Raw genomic sequence first — 26,834 nt, 5'->3', positions numbered from 1 at the left:
CGGGGAGGCTATTTGCTTTTTCGAGAGGATAATTTTTTAAAAAACAATCTGATCAACTTAAATAGTAGAATAGTATCAGTATGTCACAGTATTTTATAAGAAAAGGTTTCAGAATGAGCTATAATATAAGTAAATGAACAAGCAAATAAGAAAGTTGAGTAGACTTATGACCGAAAAACTGACTTTTCCGGATGGTTTCGGCTGGAACAGGCGAAATGAACAAGCGCTATGGCTTTATCTATGTGGATCGAGATAACGCAGGAAATGGGACTCTCAAACGTAGCAAGAAGAAATCCTTCTACTGGTACAAGGATGTCATTGCCAGCAATGGTGCAAGCATTGAGTAGAGCACATTTGTTCACTATTTTTATAAAATCTTCTCCCTAATTTATAAGATGTGAAAAAGAGTTCAATTCGAACTCTTTTTTTGCTATAATGAGGGGAGAAAAATCAGACAGGAGATTGACATGTCAGAACCGTTATTTTTACAATCAGTTATGCAAGAAAAAATCTGGGGTGGAACCAAGCTACGTGATGAGTTTAGCTACGACATTCCAAGTGAAAAAATCGGAGAATACTGGGCCATCTCAGCCCATCCAAATGGAGTCTCTAAAGTTGCCAATGGTCGCTTTGAAGGAACAGACCTAGCTACTTTGTATGCAGAGCACCGTGAATTGTTTGGCAATCGTCCAGAGCCTGTATTTCCACTTTTGACCAAAATCCTCGATGCCAACGACTGGCTCAGCGTCCAAGTCCATCCAGACGATGCCTATGGACTAGAGCATGAAGGCGAACTCGGAAAAACAGAATGTTGGTACATCATTGCAGCAGATGAAGGTTCAGAGATTATTTACGGTCACAATGCCAAGTCAAAAGAAGAACTCCGTCAGCAAATCGAGGATAAAAACTGGGAGGACTTGCTGACAAAAGTGCCTATTAAGGCTGGAGATTTCTTCTATGTGCCAAGTGGCACCATGCATGCTATCGGAGCAGGTATCTTGATTCTTGAAACCCAGCAGTCTAGCGATACCACCTACCGTGTCTATGACTTTGACCGCAAGGATGACAAGGGAAACTTGCGTGAACTTCACCTCGAAAAATCAATCGATGTATTGAATATTGGTGAGCCTGCAAACAGCCGTCCTGTGACTGTCAAAGTAGATGATTTGCGTTCAACTATACTTGTTTCTAATGATTTCTTTGCTGTTTACAAGTGGGAAATCACAGGAAAAGTTGAATTTGAGAAGACAGCTGATTACAGCTTGTTCAGCGTCTTGGCTGGTCAAGGGAAACTGACTGTAGACGGAAAAGATTATCCAATTCAAAAAGGTAGTCACTTTATCTTACCAAGTGATGTTGAAGCTTGGACCTTGGAAGGGCAAGGTCTAGAATTGATTGTAAGCCATCCATAAAAAGAAAAGACTTGAGAGATATTCTCAAGTCCTTTTTTGTATTTACATAAATTGGGCGATAAAGACCACGATAATGATAATTGGAATGATGAAACGAAGAAGGAAAAGCCAGACTTGGAAAAGTCCTTGTTTCCAAGGTGTTTCATCAAGATGAAGTTCCTCCATTGCCAGTGTTTTCTTAAAAATATAGCCTGTAAAAAGGGACAAGCAGAGAGCACCGAAAGGCATGAGGAGGTTGGAAACCAAGAAATCCATGGCGTCAAAGAAGGTCTTTCCAAAGATATGGACATCAGCCATCACACCATAGGATAGGGCCGAAGGGATACCAAAGACAAAAGTCAATACCCCTAAAATCATACTCCACTTAGCACGCTTACGATTGTTTTGGTTGGTGATATTTCCAACATTGATCTCAAGCATAACGACTGAGGAAGTTATCGTCGCAAAGAGGAAAAGCAAGAGAAAGAGAATATAGAAAATAGTACCAAAAGGCATATTATCAAAGAGTTGCGGCAAGACAATAAAGAGGAGACTTGGTCCACCTTCAGATTGGATATTAAAGGCTGACATCGCAGGGAAAATCGCAAGTCCCGCCATGATAGAAACTGAGATGTTCAAGGCTACAATGGACATTCCTGATTGGACCAGCTTGGTCTTCTTGTCTAGGTAGGAAGCGTAGGTCAGCATGGCTGTAACTCCAAGGGATAGGGCAAAGAAAGATTGACCCAGTGCATAGAGAAGTCCAGCACTTGTTAGTTTTGAAAACTCAGGTTTGAGGAAGTAAACGACGCCTTCCATGGCATTTGGCAAACTGAGAGAACGCCCGATAATAACAATAAAGATGATAAAAAGTAGGGGCATCATAACCTTAGATGCTCTTTCAATCCCTTTTTGAACGCCGTGTGAAACAATGAAAATGTTCAAGAAGATAAAGGCTGCTTGAGCTCCTAAAGCAATAACTGGATTAGAAATGATGGAAGAGAATTGCTGGGCATAATCTCCATTTCCGATTAGGTGGAATAATCTTCCAATCTCGATACCAAGGTATACCAGAATCCAACCCCCAATGACACTATAAAAGGAGAGAAGGATGAAAAGAGCAAAGGCACCAATCCAACCAATAAAGTTGTACTTTTGATTGTTTCCAAGCTTGCCAAAGGTTTTGATTGCTGACACGCCAGCGCTTCGACCAAGGGCAAACTCAGCCAGTAGAAGAGGGAAACCAATTAAAATTGTCGAGATAAGAAAGACCAGTAAGAAACCTCCCCCACCATTGGCAGCGGTCATATAAGGGAACTTCCAAACGGCCCCAAGACCAATAGCAGAACCTGCAGATGCAAGGATAAAGCCCAGTTTTGAGCCCCATTGCGATTTTTCAGACATTGTTAAACTCCAATCTATTTCTAAATAATAAAAGGCTACTTGAGTTGTCAAATAGCCTTCTCTCAATTGCTCTTTTGAGCTTATTCTTTGATTGATAGACTTGATTATCCTATCATGATTTTTCAAGTCTGTCAAGAAAGCGATTTTCATGTTTTTATAAAAAATATGATAAAATACTTGACTCTCCTCAAAGGGGAGGGTATATACTATTTATGTGAGGAGGAAATCATGTACCATATCAAAGAAGCTGCGCAACTTTCAGGTGTCTCCGTCAAGACCCTCTACCATTATGACAAGATTGGACTTTTGGTTCCATTAAAGTCAGAAAACGGCTATCGAACCTACAGTCAAGAAGATTTAGAACGACTTCAGGTTATCCTTTATTACAAGTATCTAGGTTTTTCTTTAGAAAAAATAGCAGAGCTATTGAATGAAGAGAAGATGAACTTGTTACCACATTTGACGAGACAGCTGGATTACCTGACTCGAGAAAGACAACATCTGGATACCTTAATTTCAACCTTACAGAAAACTATCCAAGAACAAAAAGGAGAAAGAAATATGACTATTGAAGAAAAATTCACTGGATTTAGCTATCAAGACAATCAAAAATACCACCAAGAGGCAGTAGAGAAATATGGCCAAGAAGTCATGGACCAGGCTCTCGAGCGTCAAAAAGGACGAGAGGATGAAGCTACAACAGCCTTTAATCAAGTTTTTCAAGCCTTGGCTCAAAATCTACAATCTGGTCTGCCGATAACAGCATCTGAAAACCAAGAGGAAGCAGCCAAGCTCTTGCAAGCTATTCGTACCTATGGATTTGACTGCTCTATGGAAGTCTTCGGTCATATCGGAAAAGGCTATGTCTATAATCCAGAGTTTAAGGAAAATATTGACAAATTTGGCCCAGGGACAGCTCAGTACACATCAGATGTCATTGCTCACTATGTTAGAGCTCAGACAAAATAAAAATCGGCGGAGTGACCTCTGCCGATTTACTGTTATTTGAGTTGGTAAGACCAGTCTTCTCCATCCTTATAGTAAAAGAATTCACTGAGGTCCTCTTCTAGAAAAACACGAAGCATGTCAGACATATCCTCAGTAGCTAATTTTAGATGAGGTAGATTTTCAAAATCCTCCCACCAGACATTTCCTTCGTCTGAAGATTGGAGCTCACCAGTAAAGTGTTCTGTTTTGTAAAAGTGGACAACATAACGATAGTCCTCGTCATCATACCAATCTTTGATACCACAGAGTTGAGGCTTAGAAATGGTCAGACCAGTTTCTTCCTTCACTTCGCGAATGACAGCATCGACAAAGGATTCGCCACGTTCAACATGGCCACCAGGAAAAGTAATGCCAGGCCAGTTAGGACTAACTCGGTCTTGAACTAGGACCTTGTCCCCATTTTTAATCAAGCACATGTTGACAAATTCGACTGATTCTCTTCTGCTCATATTATTTTTCCTATTTTGTTAGTAATTTTTCTACCACGTTTAACTTTCGCATGGTCAGATCAACGCCGAACAGCTTTTCAAGATAGTTGGTATTAAGTTTTTTTCGTTTTGCAGTTCTAGGGAGATAGAGGTAAAGACAATGGTTGCCGATACAAATCTCTTCTTCACCATAGTCACTATCCAATTTTTCTAATGGTAGACTTTGGATATCATTTTGAAAAAGGATCACATGTATTCGGTCAAAAAGATAGTGTTTTCCAAATGGGTTTTCTTGGACAATTTTTGCAAAATCATTTTTGTTCTTGATTACCATTTTTAAATCAGCACCAATTTTTTCCTTTATTAGAGTGTGAACCTGTTCTCGTATTTCTTCCAGAGATAAGTTACTTTCAAGAATGATATTCCCACTTTGAATATAGGTTCGAACTTGTTGAAAATCAGCCTCTATCAAGATATCTACTAGATAAGACATTTTAGGGATAGCATTTTTTCCATTAGGAGTAACTCCCCTTAGTAAGATAATATGTTCCAAAGTAGTTCCTTTCTTATCTAACATCCTTAGATACTAAATCATTTATAGATTAAGTTTGAGCCTGCCACCCAGCCAGTGCAGAGGGCAGAAGTGATGTTAAAGCCACCCGTATGGGCGTTGATATCTAGGACCTCTCCTGCAAAGTGAAGGCCAGGAACCAGTTTGCTTTCCAGCGTTTTAGGATTGATTTCCTTGAGACTAACACCTCCTTTGGTAACAAAGGATTTAGCCAAGGACATTTTTCCTGTCACAGGGATTTTGAGTGCCTTGATAGACTGGAGAAGTTGATCGCGTTCTCTTTCAGTTAGTTGTTTGACTTTTTCAGGATATCCTTGGACAAAAAATTCTGCCAAGCGTTCAGGGAGTAAAGCTTTTAAGGCATTTTTCAAGGATTTTTCACGGTTCTCTTCTAAAAAGTCAACTAAGTCACCTTCTGAAAGTTGTGGCAAGACATCTAGAGAGAGAATTTCCCCACCCTTGACAAAGCTAGACATGCGTAGCGCAGCAGGACCTGATAAACCAAAGTGGGTAAAGAGCAGGTCATGAGTGATGACATGCTTGCCATAGCTTAGGGTCACATCGTCTAGGGAAATTCCCTGCAAGGCCTTATGCGGGAAATCAGTCAACAATGGACTTTCAGCAGCCTCAAGCTCGGTAATGGTGTGTTTGAAATGGCGAGCAATCTCATGACCAAAACCAGTAGAGCCAGTAGAAGGATAGGATTTTCCACCAGTTGTGACGATGAGTTTATCACAAGTAAAGGTCTGGTCTGGTGATTTCAGGATAAACTGGTCGTCTATCTTTTTAACTGAAACAATTTCTGTTTGAGTAGCAATTTGCCCACCAAGTTCAATAATTTTCTTTTCCAAAGCTTCAATTATGGTCCGAGATTTGTCACTGGCTGGAAAGACGCGGCCATGGTCTTCGACCTTGAGTTTTACGCCATTTTCAGTAAAAAAGTTGATGATATCATGGTTGTCAAACTGGGAAAAGACACTGTATAGAAAGCGGCCATTTCCAGGGATGCCAGCTAATAGGTCATCTAGAGATCCATTGTTGGTCACGTTGCAGCGCCCACCACCAGTACCAGCTAATTTTTTTCCGAGTTTTCGATTTTTTTCGATGAGAAGGGTTTTCTGCCCATAAAAGCTACTTGAAATCGTAGCCATCATACCAGCCGGGCCTCCCCCGATTACAATAGTATCAAAATGTTTCATAAGAGTATTGTACCATAAAAAAGACGGAGGGACAGAAATCGGTAGATCAAGTTTTGCATGATAGTACCTAGTCCCGTGAATCTTTATCAAACCGGTGGCTTCTTCAAACTTATGTATTGACAAGATGAAATTGTCAGTACAAAAGTCTACTCAGCTACAGTAGAAAAGATAATTGCTGATAAAAATTGAGGTCGGGACATTGAATCCCGACCTCTGTCTTATATAAATTAGTCAATTTCATATCCCATGAGGAGTCCACCCTCTTCTGCATAAAAACTGCAGAGTCCAGAGGTTGGGATAATCTTGATTTCAGCTTGTGGAAATTTTTCACGTAAGAGCTCTGAGAGCTGTTGGCAGAATTTATCATTACTGCGGTGAGCCATGACGATACGTCCACCAGCATAGCCAGCTTTGATTAACTCTTCATAGGCAGCTTGAAGAGATTTTTTAGCACCACGAGCCTTTTGGAGGAGTTCCAAGGTTCCAGTTTCACTTGCTTCCCCAACCATACGAATATTGAGGAGCCCAACAACTGTACCGATCAGTTTACTCAAGCGACCATTCTTAACCAAATTATCCACCTTAGCAAGAACAAAAAGAAGTTTGGTTTTTACTTGATAAGCAGTGATAGCTTCCACAACTTCCTCGAATGATAGACCTTGATCGATCAGTTCGTTGATTTTTTCAACAAAAAGGTCAACTTGACCACCAGCAGATAGGCTATCAATGATATGGATGTTGGTGTCAGGATGTTCTTCTAGGTAAATATTTTTTGCCAGACGTGCACTATTATAACTACCAGAAAGAGTCCCCGTAATGGTTACTACAAAAATATTTTTAGCACCTTCGAAAGAACGAATATAGTCGTCCGGACTAGGACAAGCTGATTTAGAAGCGTGTGGACAAGCGTACATCGCTTCCATCATCTGGTCAATATCAAGGCTAGCATCATCGATAAAGACTTGATCTTCAATCTGGATAGTTAAAGGAACACTTACAAATTCAGTGTCAATCGCAGGAGTAGGTAATTGACGATAATCACAACCAGAGTCAGCTACAATCTTCCAAGTCATAGAAATTCTCCATCTTTATCACTTATACATTGACAAAGGTTCTGTCTTTTTCTACAATTATATCATGAAAGTGCTTAAAACAAAAGTCTCATTGCTCTGTCGTCACAAGTAGAAAGGAAGTGTTATGGCCGAACGAAGAATTTCTGAAAATTCACTTGAAAATCTCAGAAAATCCAATCAAGAATCCAATTTACTGACCAGAGAAGCTATCGAAACAGCTCTCTTGCAACTCTTGGAGAAAAAGGAATTGACAAAGATTAGCATTTCTGAGTTGGTCAAACGTGCTGGTGTTTCCCGTGCAGCCTTTTATCGAAACTATGACTCCAAAGAAGAGATCTTAGAAAGTGTCTTTAAACGAAGCGTCCATAACATTATGGAGCAATTGAGCCATTACGATGTTAAAACGGACCTCTATCTGGTTTGGGTTCGCCTCTTTAGAGAAGCCAAGAAAGAGGCTAAGGTTATTCAGCTTGCCTTGGACTACCACTTGGAAAAAATCTTTGTGCAAGCCATGCAAGAGTTTTTAGAAAAATACTATGGAAAATCAAAAGGAGTCAGCTCTTACCTGCATTCTTTTTGGAGTTCTGCCATCGTATCAGTTTTGCTTAAATGGATCAAGGATGGAATGAAGGTTCCTGCTGAAAAAATCGCAGATTTACGCCTACCATTTTTCAAAAAATAGATCAGGAGGAGAGAAGTTATGACAGAAAAAAGACTGGCTTGGGATGAGTATTTTGCTGCTCAAGCCCTATTGATTGCCAATCGTTCAACCTGTAAACGCGCCAAGGTAGGAGCTGTTTTAGTCAAGGATAATAAGGTTATTTCAACAGGTTATAATGGCTCTGTATCAGGAACGGAGCACTGTATTGACCATGACTGTTTGGTGATTGAGGGCCACTGTGTCCGCACTCTTCATGCTGAGGTTAATGCTATTTTACAAGGGGCAGAGCGTGGCGTTCCAAAAGGATTTACAGCTTACGTTACTCATTTTCCTTGTCTCAACTGCACCAAGCAATTGCTTCAGGTAGGATGTGAGCGTGTCGTTTATATTAACCAGTACCGTATGGACGACTACGCCCAGTATCTCTATCGTGAAAAAGGGACTGAGTTGACCCACTTACCGCTTGAGACAGTACAAGCAGCTCTTCAAGAAGCTAACTTGATTTAAAAATTAAAAAAAAAAGATGGTTTAGAAGGATTTTTAAACCATTTTTTGATATAATAAGAAGAATAAATTGAAAGAAGGAATTCAGAAAATGGGAAAACTTGAAGTCATTAATCATCCACTCATTCAACACAAATTGTCAATCTTGCGTCGTACAGACACTTCTACAAAAGCTTTTCGTGAGTTAGTAGATGAAATTGCTATGTTGATGGGATATGAAGTACTTCGTGATCTTCCGCTTGAAGACGTTGAAATCGAAACACCTATCACAAAAACAGTCCAAAAACAATTGGCTGGTAAAAAATTGGCAATTGTTCCAATCTTGCGTGCAGGTATCGGGATGGTCGATGGGCTATTGAGCTTGGTTCCAGCAGCCAAAGTTGGACATATTGGTATGTACCGTGACGAAGAAACTCTTCAACCAGTAGAATACTTGGTAAAATTACCTGAAGATATCGACCAACGTCAAATTTTTGTGGTTGACCCTATGCTTGCAACAGGTGGTTCTGCAATCTTGGCTGTTGATTCCCTCAAAAAACGTGGAGCATCAAACATCAAATTTGTCTGCCTTGTATCTGCTCCAGAAGGTGTAAAAGCTCTTCAAGAAGCTCACCCAGATGTAGAAATCTTTACAGCAGCTTTGGATGAACGTTTGAACGAACATGGCTATATCGTTCCAGGTCTTGGTGACGCAGGAGACCGCTTGTTCGGTACTAAATAAGAATAAAGAATAGAGAAATTTGACATGGGAATCGATTGGGAAGAGATTTTAGGTGTAGAAGAGAATATCGCCGAGTCTTACGATGATTTAGTTAATGAAGCCATGGATGATTATCTAGATGAATCAGATGAATGGCAACGTAGTAATAATGGCCATTATGTCGTTGGTGTTTGGAATGGGAAGAAAGTTCGTTTTAAACATAAATGGTGTAATCATGAATTTTCTGAACAAGAAATAGATGATTTATTAAGTGGCAAAGAAATCCGCTTTCGATGTACTGTGACTAAAAATGAGCAGGATGTTATTGGGAAATTGGAGCATTTAGAATACAAGGGAACTAAGTATGTAGGTTTTTCTCCTTCTAATTGGAAAAAGTAATTTTCATCACTTAATTTAAAAGTATATATGAAAATATATCAAAAATTTGACCTTTTTTGACCAAGGTATTATAATAGTCATAACTTCAGTCATGTGACTAACAAAAATAAAAGTTAAAAGGAGAAATCAATGATTCCTGTAGTAATTGAACAAACAAGTCGTGGGGAACGTTCCTACGATATCTACTCTCGTCTTTTGAAAGACCGCATCATCATGCTGACAGGTCCAGTTGAAGACAATATGGCAAACTCAGTTATTGCTCAGTTGCTCTTCTTGGATGCTCAAGACAGCACTAAAGATATCTACCTCTATGTTAATACACCAGGTGGATCAGTTTCAGCTGGTTTGGCAATTGTAGATACTATGAATTTCATCAAAGCAGACGTACAAACGATTGTTATGGGTATGGCTGCCTCAATGGGAACTATTATCGCATCAAGTGGTGCTAAGGGCAAACGCTTCATGCTTCCAAATGCAGAGTACATGATTCACCAACCGATGGGTGGTACTGGTGGTGGTACGCAACAGACAGATATGGCTATTGCGGCTGAGCACTTGCTTAAAACTCGTAAGTCTTTGGAGCAAATTCTTGCAGATAATTCTGGTAAATCAGTTGAGCAAATCCATGCAGATGCTGAACGTGATTACTGGATGAGCGCTCAAGAAACACTTGAATATGGTTTCATTGATGAAATCATGGCTAATAATTCTTTGAATTAATCTTTTGAAGCAAACTCGACTGAGTTTGCTTTTTTTGATATAATAGTAAGAAGATTGTTAGAAGGAAGTTGTAATATGTTTCAAAAAGAGAATCGGTCTGGTCTGATTATCTACCTATACTATAATCGTGATGCAAAAAAACTCGATAATTATGGTGATATTTGTTACCACTCTAAAAAACACCGTTATCTGCAACTTTATGTTCCAACAGAAGAAGTGGAAGAACTGGTTAGCCGTTTAGGAAAAGAGAAATTTGTCAAAAAAGTGAGACAATGTCATATCCAAGAATTGGAAACTCCCTTTGTTGGTAGTCTCTACAGAAATAACGAAAACGTTATCATGTAAAATTTTAGATAAATGTGTTGACAATTTTCTGATAATTCGGTATATTCTTAACATGCTATTTATTTAAGAAATAAGGAGACAAAAAGATGAAGAAAAAATTTGCCCTATCGTTTGTGGCGCTTGCAAGTGTAGCACTTCTTGCAGCCTGCGGAGAAGTGAAGTCTGGAGCGTCAAACGCTGCTGGTAACGAAATCGACAAAGAACTAAAAATCGGTTTTAATTTTGAAAAAACTGGTGAAGTAGCAGCCTACGGTAGCGCTGAACAAAAAGGTGCTCAATTGGCCGTTGATGAAATCAACGCAGCTGGTGGTATCGATGGAAAACAAATCGAAGTTGTAGACAAAGATAACAAATCTGAGACAGCTGAAGCGGCTACCGTTACAACAAACCTTGTTACCCAATCAAAAGTGAACGCTCTTGTAGGACCTGCAACTTCAGGTGCCACTGCCGCAGCGGTTGCCAATGCTGGTAAAGCAGGTGTACCATTGGTAACCCCATCAGCAACTCAAGATGATTTGACAAAAGGTCAAGATTACCTTTTCCGTGCAACCTTCATCGATAGCTTCCAAGGACAAATCATTGCTAAATACACAACTGATAACTTGAAAGCGAAGAAAGTCGTTCTATACTACGATAACTCATCTGACTATGCTAAAGGGATTGCTGAAGCCTTCAAGAAATCTTATAAAGGTGAAATTGTAGCGACAGAAACGTTCCAATCTAAGGATACAGATTTCCAAGCCGCACTTACAAAAATCAAAGATAAAGACTTCGATGCCATTGTCCTTCCAGGGTACTACACTGAAACTGGTAAAATTGTAAACCAAGCACGTGGTATGGGAATCAAACAACCAATCATCGGTGGTGATGGATTTAGTGATGCTAAATTCGTTGAACAAGCAACACCTGCTGCAGCTACAGACATCTACTACGTAACTGGATTCTCTACTGAAGGTGAAATGACTGATAAAGCCAAGAAATTCGTAGAAGCTTATAAAGCGAAATACAACGAAGAACCTTCAATGTTTGCAGCCTTGGCATATGATTCAGTTTACATGATTTCGGAAGCATCTAAAGGTGCTAAGAACTCTGTCGAATTGAAAGACAACCTTGCGAAGTTGAAAGACTTGGAAGGTGTTACTGGTACAATGTCTATTGACAAAGACCATAATCCGGTTAAATCTGCACTTATGATTGGCTTAAAAGATGGTAAAGTTGAGTCAGTTGAGTCGGTTAAACCTTAATCTAGTAGATATCGTAAATGGGGAATGAGCTTCTACTCACTCCCTGTTTCGGTGTTTATGAAAGGATTATTTTTTTATAAAATTCTAAAAATATAAATTAGAAAGAGTGAACCATATGCTTCAACAACTTGTAAATGGTTTAATCTTGGGTAGTGTCTATGCGCTGCTAGCCCTAGGTTATACTATGGTTTATGGAATTATCAAGCTGATTAACTTTGCCCACGGTGATATCTATATGATAGGTGCTTTCATGGGTTATTTTTTGATTAATTCCTTGCAATTAAATTTCTTTGTTGCCTTGATTTTATCAATGGCAGGCACAGCAATTCTTGGTGTTATCATTGAGTTTCTAGCTTACCGCCCATTACGTCATTCAACTCGTATCTCTGTATTGATTACAGCGATTGGGGTTTCCTTCTTACTTGAGTATGGGATGGTTTATCTAGTCGGAGCCAACACACGTGCCTTTCCTCAAGCAATCCAAACAGTGCGTTATGACTTAGGTCCAATCAGTCTGACCAATATTCAATTGTTGATTTTGACTGTCTCACTTGTTTTGATGGTTCTTCTGCAACTCATTGTACAAAAAACAAAAATGGGGAAAGCCATGCGTGCTGTATCTGTAGATAGTGATGCTGCTCAGTTGATGGGAATCAATGTAAACCGTACTATCAGCTTTACATTCGCTTTGGGTTCAGCCCTAGCTGGTGCAGCGGGTGTCTTGATTGCACTTTACTATAACTCTCTTGAACCATTGATGGGGATGACTCCAGGTATTAAATCATTCGTGGCTGCCGTTCTAGGTGGTATCGGAATCATCCCTGGTGCGGCTCTGGGTGGCTTTGTTATTGGTCTTTTAGAAACATTTGCTACCGCCTTCGGAATGTCAGATTTCCGTGATGCTATCGTGTATGGAATCTTGCTCTTAATCTTGATTGTACGTCCAGCTGGTATCCTCGGTAAGAATGTGAAAGAGAAGGTGTAAACAATGAAAGAAAATTTAAAAGTTAATATTTTATGGTTGCTCCTTTTATTAGCAGGCTATGGCTTAATCAGCGTACTTGTTTCAGCTGGAGTGCTCAATCTCTTTTATATTCAAATTTTAGAGCAAATTGGGATTAACATCATACTTGCAGTTGGTCTTAACCTTATCGTAGGTTTTTCTGGACAATTTTCTCTAGGGCACGCAGGATTTATGGCTATTGGTGCCTATGCGGCTGCAATTATTGGTTCTAAATCTCCAACCTATGGAGCCTTCTTTGGAGCTATGCTTCTTGGAGCACTTATCTCAGGATTAGTGGCTTTAGTCGTTGGGATTCCAACTCTTCGTTTGAAAGGGGACTATCTTGCAGTAGCAACCCTAGGTGTTGCTGAGATTATTCGAATCTGTATTGTTAATGGTGGTGAACTAACTAATGGTGCAGCTGGTATTCTAGGTATTCCAAACTTTACTAACTGGCAAATGGTATATTTCTTTGCTGTGATTACAACAATTGCAACACTTAATTTCCTTCGTAGTCCAATCGGTCGTCTAACTTTATCCGTTCGTGAAGATGAAATCGCTGCTGAATCAGTTGGGGTAAATACAACCAAAATCAAAATTATTGCTTTTGTATTCGGAGCGATGACTGCAAGTATTGCAGGTTCGCTTCAAGCAGGATTTATCGGTTCTGTTGTGCCTAAAGATTATAGTTTTATCAACTCTATCAACGTCTTGATTATTGTTGTATTTGGCGGTTTGGGATCCATTACAGGAGCGATTGTTGCTGCCATTGTTCTTGGTATTTTAAACATGCTTCTACAGGATGTAGCAAGTATTCGTATGATCATCTACGCCCTAGCCTTGGTACTTGTAATGATTTTCAGACCAGGTGGTCTTCTTGGAACATGGGAATTAAGTCTATCTAGTTTCTTTAAAAAAACTAAGAAGGAGGAACAAAACTAATGGCATTACTTGAAGTAAAACAGTTAACCAAGCATTTTGGTGGTCTAACGGCTGTTGGAGATGTAACTCTTGAATTGAATGAAGGTGAACTTGTTGGCTTGATTGGACCGAACGGAGCTGGTAAAACAACTCTCTTCAACCTCTTGACAGGTGTGTATGAACCAAGCGAAGGAACAGTAACCTTGGATGGTCACTTGTTAAATGGCAAGCAGCCCTATAAAATTGCTGCTCTTGGTTTAGGACGTACTTTCCAAAATATTCGTCTCTTTAAAGACTTAACTGTATTAGACAATGTTCTGATTGCATTTAGTAATCATCATAAACAACATGTTTTTGCAAGTTTCTTGCGCTTACCAGCTTTTTATAAGAATGAAAAAGAATTGAAAGCTAAAGCCTTAGAATTACTAAAAATCTTTGATTTGGATGGAGATGCTGAAACTCTCGCTAAAAATTTAGCCTATGGTCAACAACGTCGCTTAGAGATTGTGCGTGCCCTTGCTACAGAACCTAAAATCCTTTTCTTGGATGAGCCTGCAGCGGGTATGAATCCACAAGAAACTGCAGAATTGACTGAGTTGATTCGTCGCATCAAGGATGAATTCAAGATTACTATTATGCTGATTGAACATGATATGAACTTGGTTATGGAAGTTACGGAGCGTATCTATGTTCTTGAGTACGGTCGTTTGATTGCTCACGGGACACCAGATGAAATCAAGAGTAATAAACGTGTTATCGAAGCTTATCTTGGAGGTGAAGCCTAATGTCTATGTTAAAAGTTGAAAACCTCTCAGTACACTATGGTATGATTCAAGCTGTACGTGATGTGAGCTTTGAAGTAAATGAAGGAGAAGTTGTTTCCCTTATCGGTGCAAACGGTGCTGGTAAAACAACCATCCTTCGTACCTTATCAGGCCTTGTTCGTCCAAGTTCTGGTCGGATTGAATTTTTAGGACAAGAAATCCAAAAGATGCCCGCACAAAAAATTGTGGCATCAGGACTTTCTCAAGTACCAGAAGGACGTCACGTCTTCCCTGGTTTGACAGTTATGGAAAACTTGGAAATGGGAGCCTTCCTTAAGAAAAATCGTGAAGAAAATCAAGCAAATCTGAAAAAAGTATTTTCACGTTTCCCGCGTTTGGAAGAACGTAAAAACCAAGATGCAGCTACCCTATCAGGTGGTGAACAGCAGATGCTTGCTATGGGACGTGCGCTTATGTCAACGCCTAAGCTTCTTCTCTTAGATGAACCATCAATGGGGCTTGCTCCAATTTTTATCCAAGAAATTTTTGATATCATCCAAGATATTCAAAAACAAGGTACGACCGTTCTTTTGATCGAGCAAAATGCCAATAAAGCACTTGCCATCGCAGATCGAGGCTATGTTCTTGAAACAGGAAAAATTGTCCTATCAGGAACAGGAAAAGAACTCACCGCATCAGATGAAGTCAGAAAAGCATATCTAGGTGGCTAAACTAGTCTGGGAGACTAGTTTAGGTTGCGGATAAAAATTGCGCCAGCAATCCACATTTAGTCCGAGGGACCTTTTTAGTCGGCAGATAGAGATTGCTTGGCAATCATCAAATCCAGTGGATTGTTTTAGTCTGCGGGAAAGATTGTCGAATAAATTGCATAATCATAAGATTGAGGGCCCTAATATAGGGCTCTTTTTATAGTATTTCAGAGTTTTCAGAATCTTGAAAAAGAGATGAAAGCGTTTGAATGATTTTCTTAAAAAGTGTATAATAAAGCTATAAACATAAAGGAGAGTTCCTATGGCAGTTAAAGATTTTATGACACGTAAGGTGGTATATATTAGCCCAGATACGACTGTAGCACATGCAGCAGACTTGATGCGCGAGCAAGGTTTGCATCGTCTTCCTGTTATTGAAAATGATAAATTAGTTGGTCTAGTAACAGAAGGAACAATTGCTGAAGCCAGTCCATCAAAAGCAACGAGTCTTTCAATCTATGAGATGAATTACTTGCTAAACAAAACAAAAGTAAAAGATGTCATGATTCGGGATGTAATCACTGTTTCAGGCTATGCAAGTTTGGAAGATGCAACCTACCTTATGCTAAAGAATAAAATTGGAATTTTGCCAGTTATGGATGATGGACAACTATACGGCGTCATTACTGACCGTGATGTATTCAGAGCATTTCTTGAAATTTCTGGTTATGGCGAAGAGGGAATCCGTGTTCGTTTTATCACAGAAAATGAAGTTGGGGTACTTGGAAAGATTGTTTCTTTAATCGTTGAGGAAAATCTTAATATCTCTCACACTGTTAATATTCCACGTAAAGATGGTAAGATTGTTATCGAAGTTCAAATTGAGGGAACGGTTGATCTAGCTACCTTTAAACAGAAATTTGAATCTGAGAATATTCAGGTTGAAGAAATTACACAAACTTCTGCAAAAAAACTGTAAAAAATAAAATAGAAGCAGTTTTTCACTTGCGTAAAAAAATGTTTTCTAGTATAATAGTTTATTGTGAGCGAACCTCACTTACCCCTTGCAAAGTCTTGGGGTCATTAGACCAAAAGGAGGAACATATCAATGGCTAAATACGAAATTCTTTATATCATTCGTCCAAACATTGAAGAAGAAGCTAAAAACGCTTTGGTAGCACGTTTTGACTCTATTTTGACTGACAACGGTGCAACTGTTGTTGAATCAAAAACTTGGGAAAAACGTCGTCTTGCATACGAAATCCAAGATTTCCGTGAAGGACTTTACCACATCGTTAACGTTGAAGCAAACGACGACGTAGCTCTTAAAGAGTTTGACCGTCTTTCAAAAATCAACGCTGACATTCTTCGTCACATGATCGTCAAAACTGACGCGTAAGAAGGTAAACTATGATTAACAATGTTGTACTTGTAGGGCGTATGACACGTGACGCTGAGTTGCGTTATACCCCATCAAATGTAGCAGTTGCGACTTTTACTCTTGCAGTAAACCGTACATTTAAGAGTCAAAATGGCGAACGTGAGGCTGATTTTATCAATGTCGTTATGTGGCGCCAACAGGCTGAAAATCTTGCTAACTGGGCTAAAAAAGGCTCGCTTATCGGGGTGACAGGTCGTATCCAGACTCGTAGTTACGATAACCAGCAAGGACAACGTGTATACGTGACAGAGGTCGTGGCTGAGAATTTCCAAATGTTGGAAAGCCGTAGTGTGCGAGAGGGTCACACAGGTGGAGCTTATTCTACACCAAGTTCAAACTATTCAGCGCCTACAAATTCAGTACCAGACTTTTCACGTGATGAAAATCCATTTGGAGCAACAAATCCATTGGATATTTCAGATGATGATTTACCATTCTAATGGACAACTAAAATTATAAAGGAGAAAAAACATGGCTCAACAACGTCGTGGCGGATTCAAACGCCGTAAAAAAGTTGATTACATCGCAGCAAACAAAATTGAATATGTTGATTACAAAGATACTGAGCTTCTTAGCCGTTTCGTTTCAGAACGTGGGAAAATCCTTCCTCGTCGTGTAACAGGAACTTCAGCTAAAAACCAACGTAAAGTAACAACAGCTATCAAACGCGCTCGCGTAATGGCTTTGATGCCTTTCGTAAACGAAGATTAAAGAAAAGACCCCGACGGGTCTTTTTTTCACGAGCATAGAAATGTGAAAGCGAGTTGAGGTCCGGGGGACCTCTTTTTCAGACCCGCTTGGGTCTTTTTTTCACGATCCTTGAAATGAGAGAGCGAGTTTGGGTCCGGATGGACCTCTTTTTCATGAGCTCGGAAATAAGAAAGCGAATTGAGACTCGATTGGTTTTTTTCACGAGATCGTTTTTTTCTGACCTTGGCGTGCTATAATGGTAATAAAAAGAGTAAAGGTGGGTAAGTCAAAGATGAATTGTACGATTAGAAATATGATTAAGTCTGATATTGAATCCTTATCTCATGGATTTATGAATCAAGGTTGGCCTGGTAGAGAGGAAATTTTGGCTAGATATTTTCTGGAACAGGAAAGTGGGGAGAGAGAAGTCTTAGTTGCAGAGATTGATGGTGCTGTAGCGGGCTACGTTACCATTTTGCCCTCTGCTAAACATGGTCCTTTTGCAGAAGTCTACCCAGAATTATCAGATTTTAATGTGTTTGAACCTTTTCGAAATCAAGGGATTGGGAATCAACTGCTAGAAGAAGCAGAAAAACGAGTCAAGTTTGTTTCGAGTAAGGTCACTCTTGGTGTAGGTTTGCACTTAGGCTATGGCCCTGCCCAGAGATTGTATATCAGACGGGGCTACATTCCAGATGGGACAGGTGTCTGGTATCGAAATCAACCCTTGGAAATGAATGCAACTAGCCAAAATAATGATGATTTGGTTTTGTATCTAGTAAAGGAATTCGGATAAGAGACAAGGATTTTATTGGGGATGTGGGATTTAGCTACTTTATGGTATAATGGAAAGAGTTAGATTGAAAGAGGTAGTGAGATGGATGCCAAATTAAGATACAAGGCAAAAAAGATTAAGATTGTCTTTTTTGATATTGATGATACATTGAGAAATTCCAAGACAGGTTTTATTCCAGCTTCAATCCCAACTGTTTTTAAGCAATTACGTGAGAAAGGAATTTTGACGGGTATTGCTTCTGGACGAGGGATTTTTGGTGTCGTTCCTGAGATTCGTGAACTCAAGCCTGACTTTTTTGTAACTCTGAATGGGGCTTATATCGAAGATAAAAAAGGTCAGGTTATTTATCAACATCAGATCGAGAAGTCAGATGTTGAGGAGTATATTTCTTGGGCTAAGCAAGAAGGAATTGAGTATGGTTTGGTTGGGAGTCATGATGCCAAGTTGTCGACTCGCACCGATATGATTAGTGAAGCTATTAATCCAATTTATCCTGATTTAGATGTGGATCCAGATTTTCATGAGAAAGAAGACATCTATCAGATGTGGACTTTTGAAGATAAAGGAGATAACTTGCACTTGCCTGACAGTCTCTCAGACAAGCTTCGCATGGTTCGTTGGCATGAACATTCGTCAGATGTGGTACCAATTTCAGGTTCAAAAGCAGCTGGTGTAGCAAAAGTTGTAGAACATTTAGTTCTTAAACCAGAGAACGTCATGGTTTTTGGAGATGGGCTCAACGACTTGGAACTCTTTGATTATGCTGGAATCAGCGTTGCCATGGGAATTTCTCATGATAACATCAAAGAAAAAGCAGATTATATAACAAAAACATTAGAAGAAGATGGCATTTTTGATGCCTTAGAAGGATTTGGTATGGTAGAAAAAGAATTACATTTTCCGCAAGTAGACATTGAAGCAGTAGAAGGTCCGATTGCCACTATTAAAACAAATCATGGAGATATGCGTATTAAGCTTTTCCCTGAACATGCACCAAAAACAGTAGCCAACTTTATCGCTCTGTCAAAAGATGGTTACTATGACGGGGTCATTTTCCACCGTATTATCAAAGACTTTATGATTCAAGGTGGAGACCCAACTGGTACTGGTATGGGTGGCGAATCAATCTATGGTGAGTCATTTGAAGACGAATTTTCAGAGGAACTTTACAATATCCGCGGAGCCCTTTCTATGGCTAATGCTGGACCAAATACAAACGGTAGCCAGTTCTTTATCGTGCAAAATCAACACTTGCCATACTCTAAGAAAGAAATTGCTCGTGGTGGTTGGCCAGAACCAATTGCAGAAATTTATGCGGAACAAGGTGGAACTCCTCACCTTGATCGTCGTCACACAGTTTTTGGACAGCTTGCAGATGAAGCTTCTTATGAAGTTCTGGATGCAATTGCAGGTGTAGAAACAGGTGCGATGGACAAGCCAGTTGAAGATGTCGTTATCGAAACGATTGAAATCGAGGACTAAGATGAAAATAGGTGATAAGCTAAAGGGTCGTATTACAGGAATTCAGCCCTACGGTGCCTTTGTTGAGCTAGAAACGGGTGATACGGGGCTGATTCACATTTCAGAGATTCGGACAGGCTTTATTGAAAATATTCATGACGCCTTGAAAGTCGATGAAGAGGTTCAGGTTCAGGTAGTGGATTTAGATGAATTTACAGGGAAAGCTAGTCTTTCTATTCGCACTTTGGAGGAAGAAAAGCACCAGTTTCCGAGAAGGAGACGCTTTTCAAGCGACCGCTTTAACTACGGCTTTGCGCCTCTCAAACGAATGATGCCAATTTGGACCAAGGAAGCCCTTCAACATTTGAAGAATCAGAAGCACTAGTTAGAAACCTCTATCTTTTGTAATGTTAATATAAATTTGCTATAATAAGACCATGGAAGAAGAACAATTATTAAAATCAGGAGAGCGTATTAACCAGCTCTTTTCGACAGATATTAAAATCATTCAAAATAGAGAGGTTTTTAGCTATTCGGTGGATAGTGTTCTCTTGTCACGTTTTCCACGTTTTCCTAAAAAGGGCTTGATAGTGGATTTTTGCGCTGGAAATGGAGCAGTTGGGCTATTTGCTAGCACTCGTACTCAGGCACAGATTTTGGCTGTTGAGATTCAGGAGCGTTTGGCAGATATGGCTGAGCGCTCTGTCCGTTTGAATGGTTTGGAAGAGCAGATGCAGGTCATCTGTGATGATTTGAAAAATATGCCTGCTTACATCCAGGGAAGTAAGGTGGATATGATTTTGTGTAATCCACCCTATTTCAAGGTGGATCCTCATTCTAATCTGAACGAGAGTGAACATTACCTCTTGGCTCGCCACGAAATCACGACTAATTTGGAAGAAATCTGTCGTAGTGCCCAAAGTATTCTCAAGTCTAATGGGCGTTTGGCCATGGTTCATCGTCCTGATCGACTTCTGGATATTTTGGATACATTACAACGGCATAATCTAGCTCCTAAGCGCCTGCAATTTGTCTATCCCAAAAAGGAAAAGGAAGCCAATATGCTTTTGATTGAGGCTATCAAGGATGGCTCGACAAGTGGCTTTAAGGTCTTGCCACCTCTCATTGTACACAATGATGATGGCTCTTATACGCCGGAACTTGAAGAGATTTATTATGGATCATAAGGCTTATATGTATGTGCTGGAGTGTCGTGACGGATCCTACTATACAGGCTATACGACTGATGTAAGTAGACGCCTCGCTGTCCACAATAGTGGGAAGGGAGCCAAATACACACGAGCACGCTTGCCAGTCAAACTTATCTATGCTCAAGGTTTTGCCAGTAAGGAAGAAGCCATGTCGGCAGAAGCCCTTCTCAAGCGTAAGAAGCGACCACAGAAGGAAGAATTTTTATCTGAAAATCAAGATAGAAATTTACTCAGTTATTTTGAAGAATCGTGAGGAGTCCTTTGACTCCTCTTACTTTTGTCAAAAAGCGAAAAAAATGCTACAATAAAGAGAATAAACAAAATGAGGTATTATCATGTCTAAGATTCTAGTATTTGGTCACCAAAATCCAGACTCAGATGCCATCGGGTCATCTGTAGCCTTTGCCTATCTTGCAAAAGAAGCTTACGGTTTGGATACGGAAGCTGTTGCCCTTGGAACTCCAAATGAAGAAACAGCCTTTGTCTTGAACTATTTTGGTGTGGAAGCACCGCGTGTTATCACTTCTGCTAAAGCAGAAGGTGCAGAGCAAGTTATCTTGACTGACCACAATGAATTCCAACAATCTGTATCAGATATCGCTGAAGTAGAAGTTTATGGTGTTGTGGACCACCACCGTGTGGCTAACTTTGAAACTGCAAGCCCACTTTACATGCGTTTGGAGCCAGTTGGATCAGCGTCTTCAATCGTTTACCGTATGTTCAAAGAACATGGTGTAGCTGTTCCTAAAGAGATTGCTGGTTTGATGCTTTCAGGTTTGATTTCAGATACCCTTCTTTTGAAATCCCCAACAACACACCCAACAGATAAGGTTATTGCTCCTGAATTAGCTGAATTGGCTGGTGTAAACTTGGAAGAGTATGGTTTGGCTATGTTGAAAGCTGGTACCAACTTGGCTAGCAAATCTGCTGAAGAATTGATTGACATCGATGCTAAGACTTTTGAACTCAACGGAAATAATGTTCGTGTTGCTCAAGTAAACACAGTTGACATCGCTGAAGTTTTGGAACGTCAAGCAGAAATTGAAGCTGCAATGCAAGCTGCCAACACAGCAAATGGCTACTCCGACTTTGTCTTGATGATTACAGATATCGTCAACTCAAACTCAGAAATCCTAGCACTTGGTGCTAACATGGACAAGGTTGAAGCAGCCTTCAACTTCAAACTTGAAAACAATCATGCCTTCCTTGCTGGTGCCGTTTCACGTAAGAAACAAGTGGTACCTCAATTGACTGAAAGCTTTAATGCTTAAGATTTTGAGTGTTAATTCAAATTAGGAAAGTCTAGTTTGACTTATATCGAAAGGAGTTTCGGCTCCTTTTTTTCTAGGAGTGAAGCATGTTAGAAAATGGCGATTTGATTTTTGTGAGAGATGAGTCAGATATGGGACAGGCCATCCAGACTTCCACAGGCAACTATAATCATGTTGCCATTTATTTGGATGGGATGGATTTACCACTCTAGTGGATAGGCTGGTGTAGTCTGTCAAGAACCAGCAGACTTCTTTGAGTCCAATCATTTGTACGACCTCTATGTCTACCCAGAAATGGATATCCAGTCTGTGAAGGAAAAAGCTTGCAAACATCTGGAAGCTCCTTACAATGCTTCTTTCTATCCGGATGGACATGGTTTTTACTGTTCCCAGTATATGGCAGAAATCCTACCGATTTTTGAAACTATTCCCATGAAATTTGGAGATGGGGAGCAGGAGATTAGTGATTTTTGGAGAGAGTATTATAGAGAACTAGGTTTGCCTGTTCCTCTGAACCAAGCTGGTACCAATCCCAATCAATTGGCAGCATCGCCTCTGTTAGAATGTAAAGAAAGGAATCTTCATGATTCAGATTTTTAATCCATCTCGTTTGACGAGACAGCCATTTTTTAGAGAATTGATTCGCTATCTGGATCAGCATGAGGATGTGATTTTACGGGAAATCAAGGCTCAATTTCCAGATCTAGCAGTTGACAAACTCATGGAAGAGTATATAAAGGCTGGCTTGATTCTACGAAAAAATAAGCGCTATTACCTCAATCTTCCTATGCTTGAGTCCCTTGATAGTCTCGAACTGGACCAAGAGATTTTTGTTAGAGAAGATAGTCCGATTTATCAAGCCTTGTTGGAGCAGAGTTTTGAGACGGAGTTGCGCAATCAAACCAATGCAGCTATTTTAGTTGAAAAGACGGACTTTGCGCGAACTAAAATGACTCTTTCCAATTATTTCTACAAGGTCAAACATCAGTATCCTTTGACAGAAAAACAGCAGGAGCTCTATGCCATTTTGGGAGATGTCAATCCTGAGTATGCTCTCAAATATATGACGACTTTTTTGTTGAAATTTCTCAAAAAAGACCAGCTTATGCAGAAACGCCGTGATATCTTTGTGGACAGTTTAGTTGTCCTAGGTTATATTGTCCAAAATGAAGATGGAAAGTATGAGTTGGCTATCGATTTTGATAAGGAAAGATTAACTTTCTACTTGGACTGATATCTTGTTTCTGAGCACATTGTTTGACTTTCCTTAGTATTCGATATAAACTAATATGTAACCGGTAACACATATCGGAATAAAACTAAAGGAGACAATCATATGTCACTTGAAAACAAATTGGAACAAGCAACAGGCGCTATCAAAGAAGGATTTGGTAAAGTTACTGGGGATAGCAAAACTGAAGCAGAAGGTGCTGTAGAAAAGACAGTTGCTAAGGCAAAAGAAGTAGTTGAAGATGCTAAAGGTGCTGTAGAAGGTGCCGTTGAAGGCTTGAAAAACGCTTTTAAATAAAGATAGAAAAAATCAAGGGTTTCATTTCCCTTGATTTTTCTATCTTATAAATAATTTTCTGCGACGGCTGCATCACCTGGATAGGTTTCTTTCTTTCCTTGAACGATTTGGTAGCAATCTGCTCCCTTACCAGCAATAATAACTGCATCTAATTCGTGATTTGTGATAGCCATAGCTGCCTTGATGGCTTCTTGGCGATCTGCAATCTTTTCAACAGGATGATTGATGTAGCTACTAATTTCATCCGCAATGGCCATTGGGTCTTCATAGTTGGGATCATCAGCAGTCAGAAAGACTTGAATTTCAGGATGTTGATTGAGGAGAAGTCCAAAGTCCTTGCGACGGCTTTCTCCCTTGTTTCCAGTTGAGCCAAGCACTAGAGCAATCTTTCCAGTTTGATGTGCTTCAACAACTGAGATTAGTTTTTTAAGACTGTCACCATTGTGGGCGTAGTCAATGAAAACTTTTGCGCCATTTTTCTGTGTGAGAACTTCCATGCGACCAGGGACGCGAGTAGACGCAATCCCTTTTTTGATATCTTCAAGACTAGCACCTAGACGAAGGCAGGCAAGTCCTGCAGCGACTGCATTTTCTTGGTTGAAGTGCCCAATCAACTGGATGTCATAATCTCCAGCTAATTTACCGATTGCTGAGAAGCTAAAGGCTTTGGAGTTTTCAATTTGGTTACTTGACTGGTTACCGTAGAAGTCATGCTCTTGGTTCTCAACTTGTTCTTTCAGAACAGAGAAGTGGTCCATATCGCTATTAATGACAACTGCTCTGCTATTTTTCATCAAGAGACGCTTGTGATAAAAATAATCTTCAAAGGTCGGATGCTCAATAGGACCAATATGGTCAGGACTAATGTTGAGGAAGACACCGACATCAAAGGTCAGTCCGTAGACTCGTTTAACCAAGTAGGCTTGACTGGATACTTCCATGATAAGGTGAGTTCGTCCGTTATCAACTGCTTGCGCCATCATCTCAAAGAGATCGATACTCTCAGGAGTAGTCAGGGCAGATTTAAAGAAAATCTTGCCGTCCAAGGTCGTATTCATGGTTGATAACATAGCTGGACGATGTTGTTGACTTAAGATGTTGTAGGCGAAGTAAGCTGCGGTTGTTTTTCCTTTAGTACCAGTGAAAGCAAGTAATTTTAATTTCTCCTGAGGGTTGCCATAAAATTCCATGGCAATCAAACTCATGGCTTTCTTGATATCGCTAACGACAATAACAGGGATACCTACTTCATAGTCTTGTTCTGCTACATACCAACCAAGTCCTTGTTCAATTGCCGAAAGGAGAAATTCTTTTTTGAAGGCTGCTCCTTTGACAAAAAAGAGACTATTTTCTTTTGCTTTTCGGCTATCATAGCAGATGCTATCAAAAACGACATCACTATAATAATAATGGTAATGTCCTTGGTCAATAATCTCACGGAAGAGACCATCTTTCTTTAAAATATCTAATATAGTTTCAATCTTTATCATACTTTCTATTGTAAACCGAAAGTCTGAATTTTACAAGTAACAAGGAAAAGTTTATAATGGAAGATAAGGAACATTTCCTAGTTATTAAAAATGAATGAGGAAGTTATGTCTAACGAAAATAATCATCAGCAGGCCCAGATGTTACGAGGGACTGCCTGGCTAACGGCTAGTAACTTTATCAGTCGCCTGCTCGGGGCCATTTACATCATTCCCTGGTATATCTGGATGGGGACTTATGCCGCTAAGGCCAATGGACTCTTCACTATGGGTTACAATATCTACGCTTGGTTCTTGTTGATTTCGACAGCAGGTATCCCTGTGGCAGTCGCAAAGCAAGTTGCCAAGTATAATACCATGCATGAGGAAGAACATAGTTTTGCCCTGATTCGGAGTTTCCTAGGCTTTATGACAGGACTTGGTGTGATCTTTGCTTTAATCTTGTATCTCTTTGCCCCTTGGTTAGCAGACCTTTCGGGTGTTGGTAAGGAGCTCATCCCCATTATGCAAAGTCTAGCTTGGGCGGTCTTGATTTTCCCATCCATGAGTGTGATTCGTGGATTTTTCCAAGGGATGAATAATCTTAAGCCTTATGCCATGAGCCAAATCGCTGAACAGGTCATTCGTGTTATCTGGATGCTCTTAGCAACCTTTATCATCATGAAGCTGGGTTCAAAAGATTATATATCAGCAGTTACCCAGTCTACCTTTGCGGCCTTTGTGGGAATGGTAGCTAGTTTTGCAGTCTTGATCTATTTCCTATACAAAGAAGGAATGCTTCAAAAAGTTTTTGAAACTCGAGATAAGATTGATAGTAAAGGTCTCTTGATTGATACCATTAAGGAAGCTATTCCTTTTATCTTGACTGGTTCGGCTATTCAGCTTTTCCAAATCTTGGACCAAAATACCTTTATCAATAGCATGAAGTGGTTTACCAACTATAGTAATGAAGACTTAATTGTCATGTTTTCTTATTTCTCTGCCAATCCTAATAAAATTACTATGATTTTGATTTCGGTTGGAGTTTCGATCGGTAGTGTAGGATTACCACTTTTAACTGAGAACTATGTTAAGGGTGATTTGCAGGCAGCTGCTCGGTTGGTGCAAGATAGTATCACCATGCTCTTCTTATTCTTACTTCCAGCAACTGTTGGAGTAGTCATGGTTGGAGAACCTCTCTATACAGTCTTTTACGGTAAGCCAGATAGTTTGGCTATGGGCTTGTTTGTCTTTGCAGTTTTACAGTCAACCATTCTTGGTTTGTACATGGTCTTGTCCCCTATGCTTCAAGCTATGTTCCGTAACCGTAAAGCAGTCTTGTATTTTGTTTATGGCTCAATTGCTAAGATTGTTTTACAATTACCATCAATAGCGATTTTCCATAGTTATGGTCCTCTCATTTCAACGACCATCGGTCTCATTATCCCGAATGTCTTGATGTATCGTGATATCTGTCAGGTTACAGGTGCTCGTCGTAAGCTTATCTTGAAGAGAACAATTTTAGTCACTATTTTGACTCTAGTTATGTTTATCCTCGTAGGATTCTTACAATGGATGATTGGCTTTGTCTTCCAACCATCAGGTCGTTTCTGGAGTTTCCTTTACGTTCTTCTAATCGGAACAATCGGTGGTGGTCTCTACGGAGTCATGTGTCTCTATACTCGTCTCTTGGATAAGGTTATTGGACAGGCAAAAGCGGACCAGTTGCGAGAACGCTTGAAAATATCATAATAGTTTATAAATAAAATGAACAATTTGAACTTTCAACTCTAAAAAAGTTTAAATTGTTCATTTTTTATTTAAAAAAGAGAGAAAAAAATAAAAATTGTAGAAAAAAGATTAATTTATGTCTATAATCGCTTGACTAAAAAAAACAATAGCTGTATAATGATACAAATATTTAA

Annotated in this window: 32 protein-coding genes and 2 pseudogenes; 28 read left to right on the top strand and 6 right to left on the bottom strand. The window is 39.7% G+C overall.

The genetic code is table 11. From position 1 onward, the window contains the following. Window positions 1-191 precede the first annotated feature (191 nt). Together HMPREF2805_RS10815 and manA are read left to right on the top strand one after the other, a co-directional pair. Window positions 192-347 (top strand): annotated as a pseudogene (locus tag HMPREF2805_RS10815) (family 1 glycosylhydrolase); the annotation flags it as partial. Between the two features lie 120 nt (window positions 348-467). Then, window positions 468-1,412 carry a mannose-6-phosphate isomerase, class I gene (manA, locus tag HMPREF2805_RS08840; protein ID WP_075232214.1) on the top strand — a complete coding sequence of 315 codons (945 nt, stop codon included), beginning with the start codon at window positions 468-470 and terminating at the stop codon, window positions 1,410-1,412. Between the two features lie 42 nt (window positions 1,413-1,454). Here the strand turns inward: manA and HMPREF2805_RS08835 are convergent, their stop codons facing one another. Next, on the bottom strand, window positions 1,455-2,795 hold the full coding sequence (locus HMPREF2805_RS08835; protein ID WP_075232231.1) for a sodium-dependent transporter: 1,341 nt from the start codon (window positions 2,793-2,795) through the stop codon (window positions 1,455-1,457). 228 nt (window positions 2,796-3,023) lie between these two features. Here HMPREF2805_RS08835 and HMPREF2805_RS08830 point away from each other — a divergent pair, with 228 nt between their 5' ends. After that, entirely contained in the window at window positions 3,024-3,764 is a 741-nt protein-coding gene (locus HMPREF2805_RS08830) for a MerR family transcriptional regulator (RefSeq protein ID WP_075232213.1), read from the top strand. Between the two features lie 32 nt (window positions 3,765-3,796). Here HMPREF2805_RS08830 and HMPREF2805_RS08825 read toward each other — a convergent pair whose 3' ends face one another. The 4 genes from HMPREF2805_RS08825 to HMPREF2805_RS08810 form a co-directional block, all read right to left on the bottom strand. After that, the gene (locus HMPREF2805_RS08825) at window positions 3,797-4,252 is read right to left on the bottom strand and encodes an 8-oxo-dGTP diphosphatase (RefSeq protein WP_075232212.1); all 456 of its coding nucleotides are present in this window, start codon (window positions 4,250-4,252) and stop codon (window positions 3,797-3,799) included. Window positions 4,253-4,262: 10 nt separating this feature from the next. Continuing rightward, window positions 4,263-4,784, bottom strand: coding sequence for a DUF1697 domain-containing protein (locus HMPREF2805_RS08820; RefSeq protein WP_075232230.1), 522 nt, complete (start codon window positions 4,782-4,784; stop codon window positions 4,263-4,265). A 38-nt stretch (window positions 4,785-4,822) separates the two neighbouring features. Beyond that, window positions 4,823-6,001, bottom strand: coding sequence for an aminoacetone oxidase (locus tag HMPREF2805_RS08815; protein WP_075232211.1), 1,179 nt, complete (start codon window positions 5,999-6,001; stop codon window positions 4,823-4,825). A gap of 227 nt (window positions 6,002-6,228) precedes the next feature. Then, window positions 6,229-7,074 carry a DegV family protein gene (locus HMPREF2805_RS08810; RefSeq protein WP_075232210.1) on the bottom strand — a complete coding sequence of 282 codons (846 nt, stop codon included), beginning with the start codon at window positions 7,072-7,074 and terminating at the stop codon, window positions 6,229-6,231. A 124-nt stretch (window positions 7,075-7,198) separates the two neighbouring features. Here HMPREF2805_RS08810 and HMPREF2805_RS08805 point away from each other — a divergent pair, with 124 nt between their 5' ends. The 24 genes and pseudogenes from HMPREF2805_RS08805 (at window position 7,199) to HMPREF2805_RS08690 (ending at window position 23,443) form a co-directional block, all read left to right on the top strand. After that, window positions 7,199-7,756, top strand: a complete 558-nt coding sequence (locus HMPREF2805_RS08805) for a TetR/AcrR family transcriptional regulator (RefSeq protein ID WP_000840875.1) — start codon at window positions 7,199-7,201, stop codon at window positions 7,754-7,756. 18 nt (window positions 7,757-7,774) lie between these two features. Further along, window positions 7,775-8,242, top strand: a complete 468-nt coding sequence (locus HMPREF2805_RS08800) for a deoxycytidylate deaminase (RefSeq protein ID WP_000136981.1) — start codon at window positions 7,775-7,777, stop codon at window positions 8,240-8,242. 88 nt (window positions 8,243-8,330) lie between these two features. Beyond that, complete coding sequence (gene upp, locus HMPREF2805_RS08795; RefSeq protein WP_000517029.1) at window positions 8,331-8,960, top strand: uracil phosphoribosyltransferase; 630 nt, start codon at window positions 8,331-8,333, stop codon at window positions 8,958-8,960. 24 nt (window positions 8,961-8,984) lie between these two features. Further along, window positions 8,985-9,338 (top strand): DNA topoisomerase I, encoded by a 354-nt coding sequence (locus tag HMPREF2805_RS08790; RefSeq protein WP_075232209.1) that lies wholly within the window; start codon window positions 8,985-8,987, stop codon window positions 9,336-9,338. A gap of 129 nt (window positions 9,339-9,467) precedes the next feature. Further along, on the top strand, window positions 9,468-10,058 hold the full coding sequence (gene clpP, locus HMPREF2805_RS08785) for an ATP-dependent Clp protease proteolytic subunit ClpP (RefSeq protein WP_075232208.1): 591 nt from the start codon (window positions 9,468-9,470) through the stop codon (window positions 10,056-10,058). A gap of 75 nt (window positions 10,059-10,133) precedes the next feature. After that, window positions 10,134-10,403, top strand: coding sequence for a YlbG family protein (locus HMPREF2805_RS08780; RefSeq protein ID WP_049549362.1), 270 nt, complete (start codon window positions 10,134-10,136; stop codon window positions 10,401-10,403). Between the two features lie 86 nt (window positions 10,404-10,489). After that, entirely contained in the window at window positions 10,490-11,647 is a 1,158-nt protein-coding gene (locus tag HMPREF2805_RS08775) for an ABC transporter substrate-binding protein (protein ID WP_075232207.1), read from the top strand. 115 nt (window positions 11,648-11,762) lie between these two features. After that, window positions 11,763-12,632, top strand: coding sequence for a branched-chain amino acid ABC transporter permease (locus HMPREF2805_RS08770; protein WP_075232206.1), 870 nt, complete (start codon window positions 11,763-11,765; stop codon window positions 12,630-12,632). Window positions 12,633-12,635: 3 nt separating this feature from the next. Then, a complete protein-coding gene (locus tag HMPREF2805_RS08765; RefSeq protein WP_075232205.1) occupies window positions 12,636-13,592 on the top strand; it encodes a branched-chain amino acid ABC transporter permease in 957 nt (318 codons plus the stop codon). Further along, on the top strand, window positions 13,592-14,356 hold the full coding sequence (locus HMPREF2805_RS08760; protein ID WP_075232204.1) for an ABC transporter ATP-binding protein: 765 nt from the start codon (window positions 13,592-13,594) through the stop codon (window positions 14,354-14,356). Before HMPREF2805_RS08765 ends, HMPREF2805_RS08760 begins: the two co-directional genes overlap by 1 nt. Further along, a complete protein-coding gene (locus HMPREF2805_RS08755; RefSeq protein WP_075232203.1) occupies window positions 14,356-15,066 on the top strand; it encodes an ABC transporter ATP-binding protein in 711 nt (236 codons plus the stop codon). Before HMPREF2805_RS08760 ends, HMPREF2805_RS08755 begins: the two co-directional genes overlap by 1 nt. 301 nt (window positions 15,067-15,367) lie before the next feature. Next, window positions 15,368-16,024, top strand: a complete 657-nt coding sequence (locus tag HMPREF2805_RS08750; RefSeq protein ID WP_075232202.1) for a CBS domain-containing protein — start codon at window positions 15,368-15,370, stop codon at window positions 16,022-16,024. Between the two features lie 129 nt (window positions 16,025-16,153). Further along, window positions 16,154-16,444, top strand: coding sequence for a 30S ribosomal protein S6 (gene rpsF, locus HMPREF2805_RS08745; RefSeq protein WP_075232201.1), 291 nt, complete (start codon window positions 16,154-16,156; stop codon window positions 16,442-16,444). Between the two features lie 11 nt (window positions 16,445-16,455). After that, window positions 16,456-16,926, top strand: a complete 471-nt coding sequence (gene ssbA / locus HMPREF2805_RS08740; RefSeq protein WP_075232200.1) for a single-stranded DNA-binding protein SsbA — start codon at window positions 16,456-16,458, stop codon at window positions 16,924-16,926. A 31-nt stretch (window positions 16,927-16,957) separates the two neighbouring features. After that, window positions 16,958-17,197, top strand: a complete 240-nt coding sequence (gene rpsR / locus HMPREF2805_RS08735) for a 30S ribosomal protein S18 (RefSeq protein ID WP_000068664.1) — start codon at window positions 16,958-16,960, stop codon at window positions 17,195-17,197. Window positions 17,198-17,468: 271 nt separating this feature from the next. Continuing rightward, on the top strand, window positions 17,469-17,972 hold the full coding sequence (locus tag HMPREF2805_RS08730; protein WP_004244450.1) for a GNAT family N-acetyltransferase: 504 nt from the start codon (window positions 17,469-17,471) through the stop codon (window positions 17,970-17,972). Between the two features lie 81 nt (window positions 17,973-18,053). After that, on the top strand, window positions 18,054-19,454 hold the full coding sequence (locus tag HMPREF2805_RS08725) for a bifunctional Cof-type HAD-IIB family hydrolase/peptidylprolyl isomerase (protein ID WP_075232199.1): 1,401 nt from the start codon (window positions 18,054-18,056) through the stop codon (window positions 19,452-19,454). A 1-nt stretch (window position 19,455) separates the two neighbouring features. Then, window positions 19,456-19,818: a S1 RNA-binding domain-containing protein gene (locus HMPREF2805_RS08720; RefSeq protein ID WP_075232198.1), complete on the top strand. Its 363-nt coding sequence runs from the start codon at window positions 19,456-19,458 to the stop codon at window positions 19,816-19,818. Between the two features lie 52 nt (window positions 19,819-19,870). Further along, window positions 19,871-20,620: a tRNA1(Val) (adenine(37)-N6)-methyltransferase gene (locus HMPREF2805_RS08715; RefSeq protein WP_075232197.1), complete on the top strand. Its 750-nt coding sequence runs from the start codon at window positions 19,871-19,873 to the stop codon at window positions 20,618-20,620. Then, the gene (locus HMPREF2805_RS08710) at window positions 20,610-20,897 is read left to right on the top strand and encodes a GIY-YIG nuclease family protein (protein ID WP_075232196.1); all 288 of its coding nucleotides are present in this window, start codon (window positions 20,610-20,612) and stop codon (window positions 20,895-20,897) included. The genes HMPREF2805_RS08715 and HMPREF2805_RS08710 overlap by 11 nt, the downstream gene beginning before the upstream one ends. A gap of 82 nt (window positions 20,898-20,979) precedes the next feature. After that, window positions 20,980-21,915 (top strand): manganese-dependent inorganic pyrophosphatase, encoded by a 936-nt coding sequence (locus tag HMPREF2805_RS08705; RefSeq protein WP_075232195.1) that lies wholly within the window; start codon window positions 20,980-20,982, stop codon window positions 21,913-21,915. An 86-nt stretch (window positions 21,916-22,001) separates the two neighbouring features. Further along, a pseudogene (locus HMPREF2805_RS08700) lies at window positions 22,002-22,515 on the top strand (YiiX/YebB-like N1pC/P60 family cysteine hydrolase). Then, window positions 22,499-23,149, top strand: coding sequence for a DUF1803 domain-containing protein (locus HMPREF2805_RS08695; protein ID WP_049534303.1), 651 nt, complete (start codon window positions 22,499-22,501; stop codon window positions 23,147-23,149). Before HMPREF2805_RS08700 ends, HMPREF2805_RS08695 begins: the two are co-directional and overlap by 17 nt. A 102-nt stretch (window positions 23,150-23,251) precedes the next feature. Next, window positions 23,252-23,443 (top strand): CsbD family protein, encoded by a 192-nt coding sequence (locus HMPREF2805_RS08690; RefSeq protein WP_000051184.1) that lies wholly within the window; start codon window positions 23,252-23,254, stop codon window positions 23,441-23,443. Window positions 23,444-23,487: 44 nt separating this feature from the next. Here the strand turns inward: HMPREF2805_RS08690 and HMPREF2805_RS08685 are convergent, their stop codons facing one another. After that, entirely contained in the window at window positions 23,488-24,933 is a 1,446-nt protein-coding gene (locus tag HMPREF2805_RS08685) for a UDP-N-acetylmuramoyl-L-alanyl-D-glutamate--L-lysine ligase (RefSeq protein ID WP_075232194.1), read from the bottom strand. A 105-nt stretch (window positions 24,934-25,038) separates the two neighbouring features. Between HMPREF2805_RS08685 and HMPREF2805_RS08680 the strand changes: the two genes are divergently transcribed. Next, complete coding sequence (locus tag HMPREF2805_RS08680; RefSeq protein WP_075232193.1) at window positions 25,039-26,661, top strand: putative polysaccharide biosynthesis protein; 1,623 nt, start codon at window positions 25,039-25,041, stop codon at window positions 26,659-26,661. Window positions 26,662-26,834 lie beyond the last annotated feature (173 nt).

Source organism: Streptococcus sp. HMSC034E03 (assembly GCF_001811505.1).
Lineage (GTDB): Bacteria > Bacillota > Bacilli > Lactobacillales > Streptococcaceae > Streptococcus.
This window is presented reverse-complemented; position numbering and strand designations above follow the sequence as displayed.

What these genes read in the sequence shown, in the direction of transcription:
- manA (WP_075232214.1), top strand. Translation starts at nt 468, where the DNA reads ATGTCAGAACCGTTATTTTTACAATCAGTTATGCAAGAAAAAATCTGG.
- HMPREF2805_RS08835 (WP_075232231.1), bottom strand. Translation starts at nt 2,795, where the DNA reads ATGTCTGAAAAATCGCAATGGGGCTCAAAACTGGGCTTTATCCTTGCA.
- HMPREF2805_RS08830 (WP_075232213.1), top strand. Translation starts at nt 3,024, where the DNA reads ATGTACCATATCAAAGAAGCTGCGCAACTTTCAGGTGTCTCCGTCAAG.
- HMPREF2805_RS08825 (WP_075232212.1), bottom strand. Translation starts at nt 4,252, where the DNA reads ATGAGCAGAAGAGAATCAGTCGAATTTGTCAACATGTGCTTGATTAAA.
- HMPREF2805_RS08815 (WP_075232211.1), bottom strand. Translation starts at nt 6,001, where the DNA reads ATGAAACATTTTGATACTATTGTAATCGGGGGAGGCCCGGCTGGTATG.
- HMPREF2805_RS08810 (WP_075232210.1), bottom strand. Translation starts at nt 7,074, where the DNA reads ATGACTTGGAAGATTGTAGCTGACTCTGGTTGTGATTATCGTCAATTA.
- HMPREF2805_RS08805 (WP_000840875.1), top strand. Translation starts at nt 7,199, where the DNA reads ATGGCCGAACGAAGAATTTCTGAAAATTCACTTGAAAATCTCAGAAAA.
- HMPREF2805_RS08800 (WP_000136981.1), top strand. Translation starts at nt 7,775, where the DNA reads ATGACAGAAAAAAGACTGGCTTGGGATGAGTATTTTGCTGCTCAAGCC.
- upp (WP_000517029.1), top strand. Translation starts at nt 8,331, where the DNA reads ATGGGAAAACTTGAAGTCATTAATCATCCACTCATTCAACACAAATTG.
- HMPREF2805_RS08790 (WP_075232209.1), top strand. Translation starts at nt 8,985, where the DNA reads ATGGGAATCGATTGGGAAGAGATTTTAGGTGTAGAAGAGAATATCGCC.
- clpP (WP_075232208.1), top strand. Translation starts at nt 9,468, where the DNA reads ATGATTCCTGTAGTAATTGAACAAACAAGTCGTGGGGAACGTTCCTAC.
- HMPREF2805_RS08780 (WP_049549362.1), top strand. Translation starts at nt 10,134, where the DNA reads ATGTTTCAAAAAGAGAATCGGTCTGGTCTGATTATCTACCTATACTAT.
- HMPREF2805_RS08775 (WP_075232207.1), top strand. Translation starts at nt 10,490, where the DNA reads ATGAAGAAAAAATTTGCCCTATCGTTTGTGGCGCTTGCAAGTGTAGCA.
- HMPREF2805_RS08770 (WP_075232206.1), top strand. Translation starts at nt 11,763, where the DNA reads ATGCTTCAACAACTTGTAAATGGTTTAATCTTGGGTAGTGTCTATGCG.
- HMPREF2805_RS08765 (WP_075232205.1), top strand. Translation starts at nt 12,636, where the DNA reads ATGAAAGAAAATTTAAAAGTTAATATTTTATGGTTGCTCCTTTTATTA.
- HMPREF2805_RS08760 (WP_075232204.1), top strand. Translation starts at nt 13,592, where the DNA reads ATGGCATTACTTGAAGTAAAACAGTTAACCAAGCATTTTGGTGGTCTA.
- HMPREF2805_RS08755 (WP_075232203.1), top strand. Translation starts at nt 14,356, where the DNA reads ATGTCTATGTTAAAAGTTGAAAACCTCTCAGTACACTATGGTATGATT.
- HMPREF2805_RS08750 (WP_075232202.1), top strand. Translation starts at nt 15,368, where the DNA reads ATGGCAGTTAAAGATTTTATGACACGTAAGGTGGTATATATTAGCCCA.
- rpsF (WP_075232201.1), top strand. Translation starts at nt 16,154, where the DNA reads ATGGCTAAATACGAAATTCTTTATATCATTCGTCCAAACATTGAAGAA.
- ssbA (WP_075232200.1), top strand. Translation starts at nt 16,456, where the DNA reads ATGATTAACAATGTTGTACTTGTAGGGCGTATGACACGTGACGCTGAG.
- rpsR (WP_000068664.1), top strand. Translation starts at nt 16,958, where the DNA reads ATGGCTCAACAACGTCGTGGCGGATTCAAACGCCGTAAAAAAGTTGAT.
- HMPREF2805_RS08730 (WP_004244450.1), top strand. Translation starts at nt 17,469, where the DNA reads ATGAATTGTACGATTAGAAATATGATTAAGTCTGATATTGAATCCTTA.
- HMPREF2805_RS08725 (WP_075232199.1), top strand. Translation starts at nt 18,054, where the DNA reads ATGGATGCCAAATTAAGATACAAGGCAAAAAAGATTAAGATTGTCTTT.
- HMPREF2805_RS08720 (WP_075232198.1), top strand. Translation starts at nt 19,456, where the DNA reads ATGAAAATAGGTGATAAGCTAAAGGGTCGTATTACAGGAATTCAGCCC.
- HMPREF2805_RS08715 (WP_075232197.1), top strand. Translation starts at nt 19,871, where the DNA reads ATGGAAGAAGAACAATTATTAAAATCAGGAGAGCGTATTAACCAGCTC.
- HMPREF2805_RS08710 (WP_075232196.1), top strand. Translation starts at nt 20,610, where the DNA reads ATGGATCATAAGGCTTATATGTATGTGCTGGAGTGTCGTGACGGATCC.
- HMPREF2805_RS08705 (WP_075232195.1), top strand. Translation starts at nt 20,980, where the DNA reads ATGTCTAAGATTCTAGTATTTGGTCACCAAAATCCAGACTCAGATGCC.
- HMPREF2805_RS08695 (WP_049534303.1), top strand. Translation starts at nt 22,499, where the DNA reads ATGATTCAGATTTTTAATCCATCTCGTTTGACGAGACAGCCATTTTTT.
- HMPREF2805_RS08690 (WP_000051184.1), top strand. Translation starts at nt 23,252, where the DNA reads ATGTCACTTGAAAACAAATTGGAACAAGCAACAGGCGCTATCAAAGAA.
- HMPREF2805_RS08685 (WP_075232194.1), bottom strand. Translation starts at nt 24,933, where the DNA reads ATGATAAAGATTGAAACTATATTAGATATTTTAAAGAAAGATGGTCTC.
- HMPREF2805_RS08680 (WP_075232193.1), top strand. Translation starts at nt 25,039, where the DNA reads ATGTCTAACGAAAATAATCATCAGCAGGCCCAGATGTTACGAGGGACT.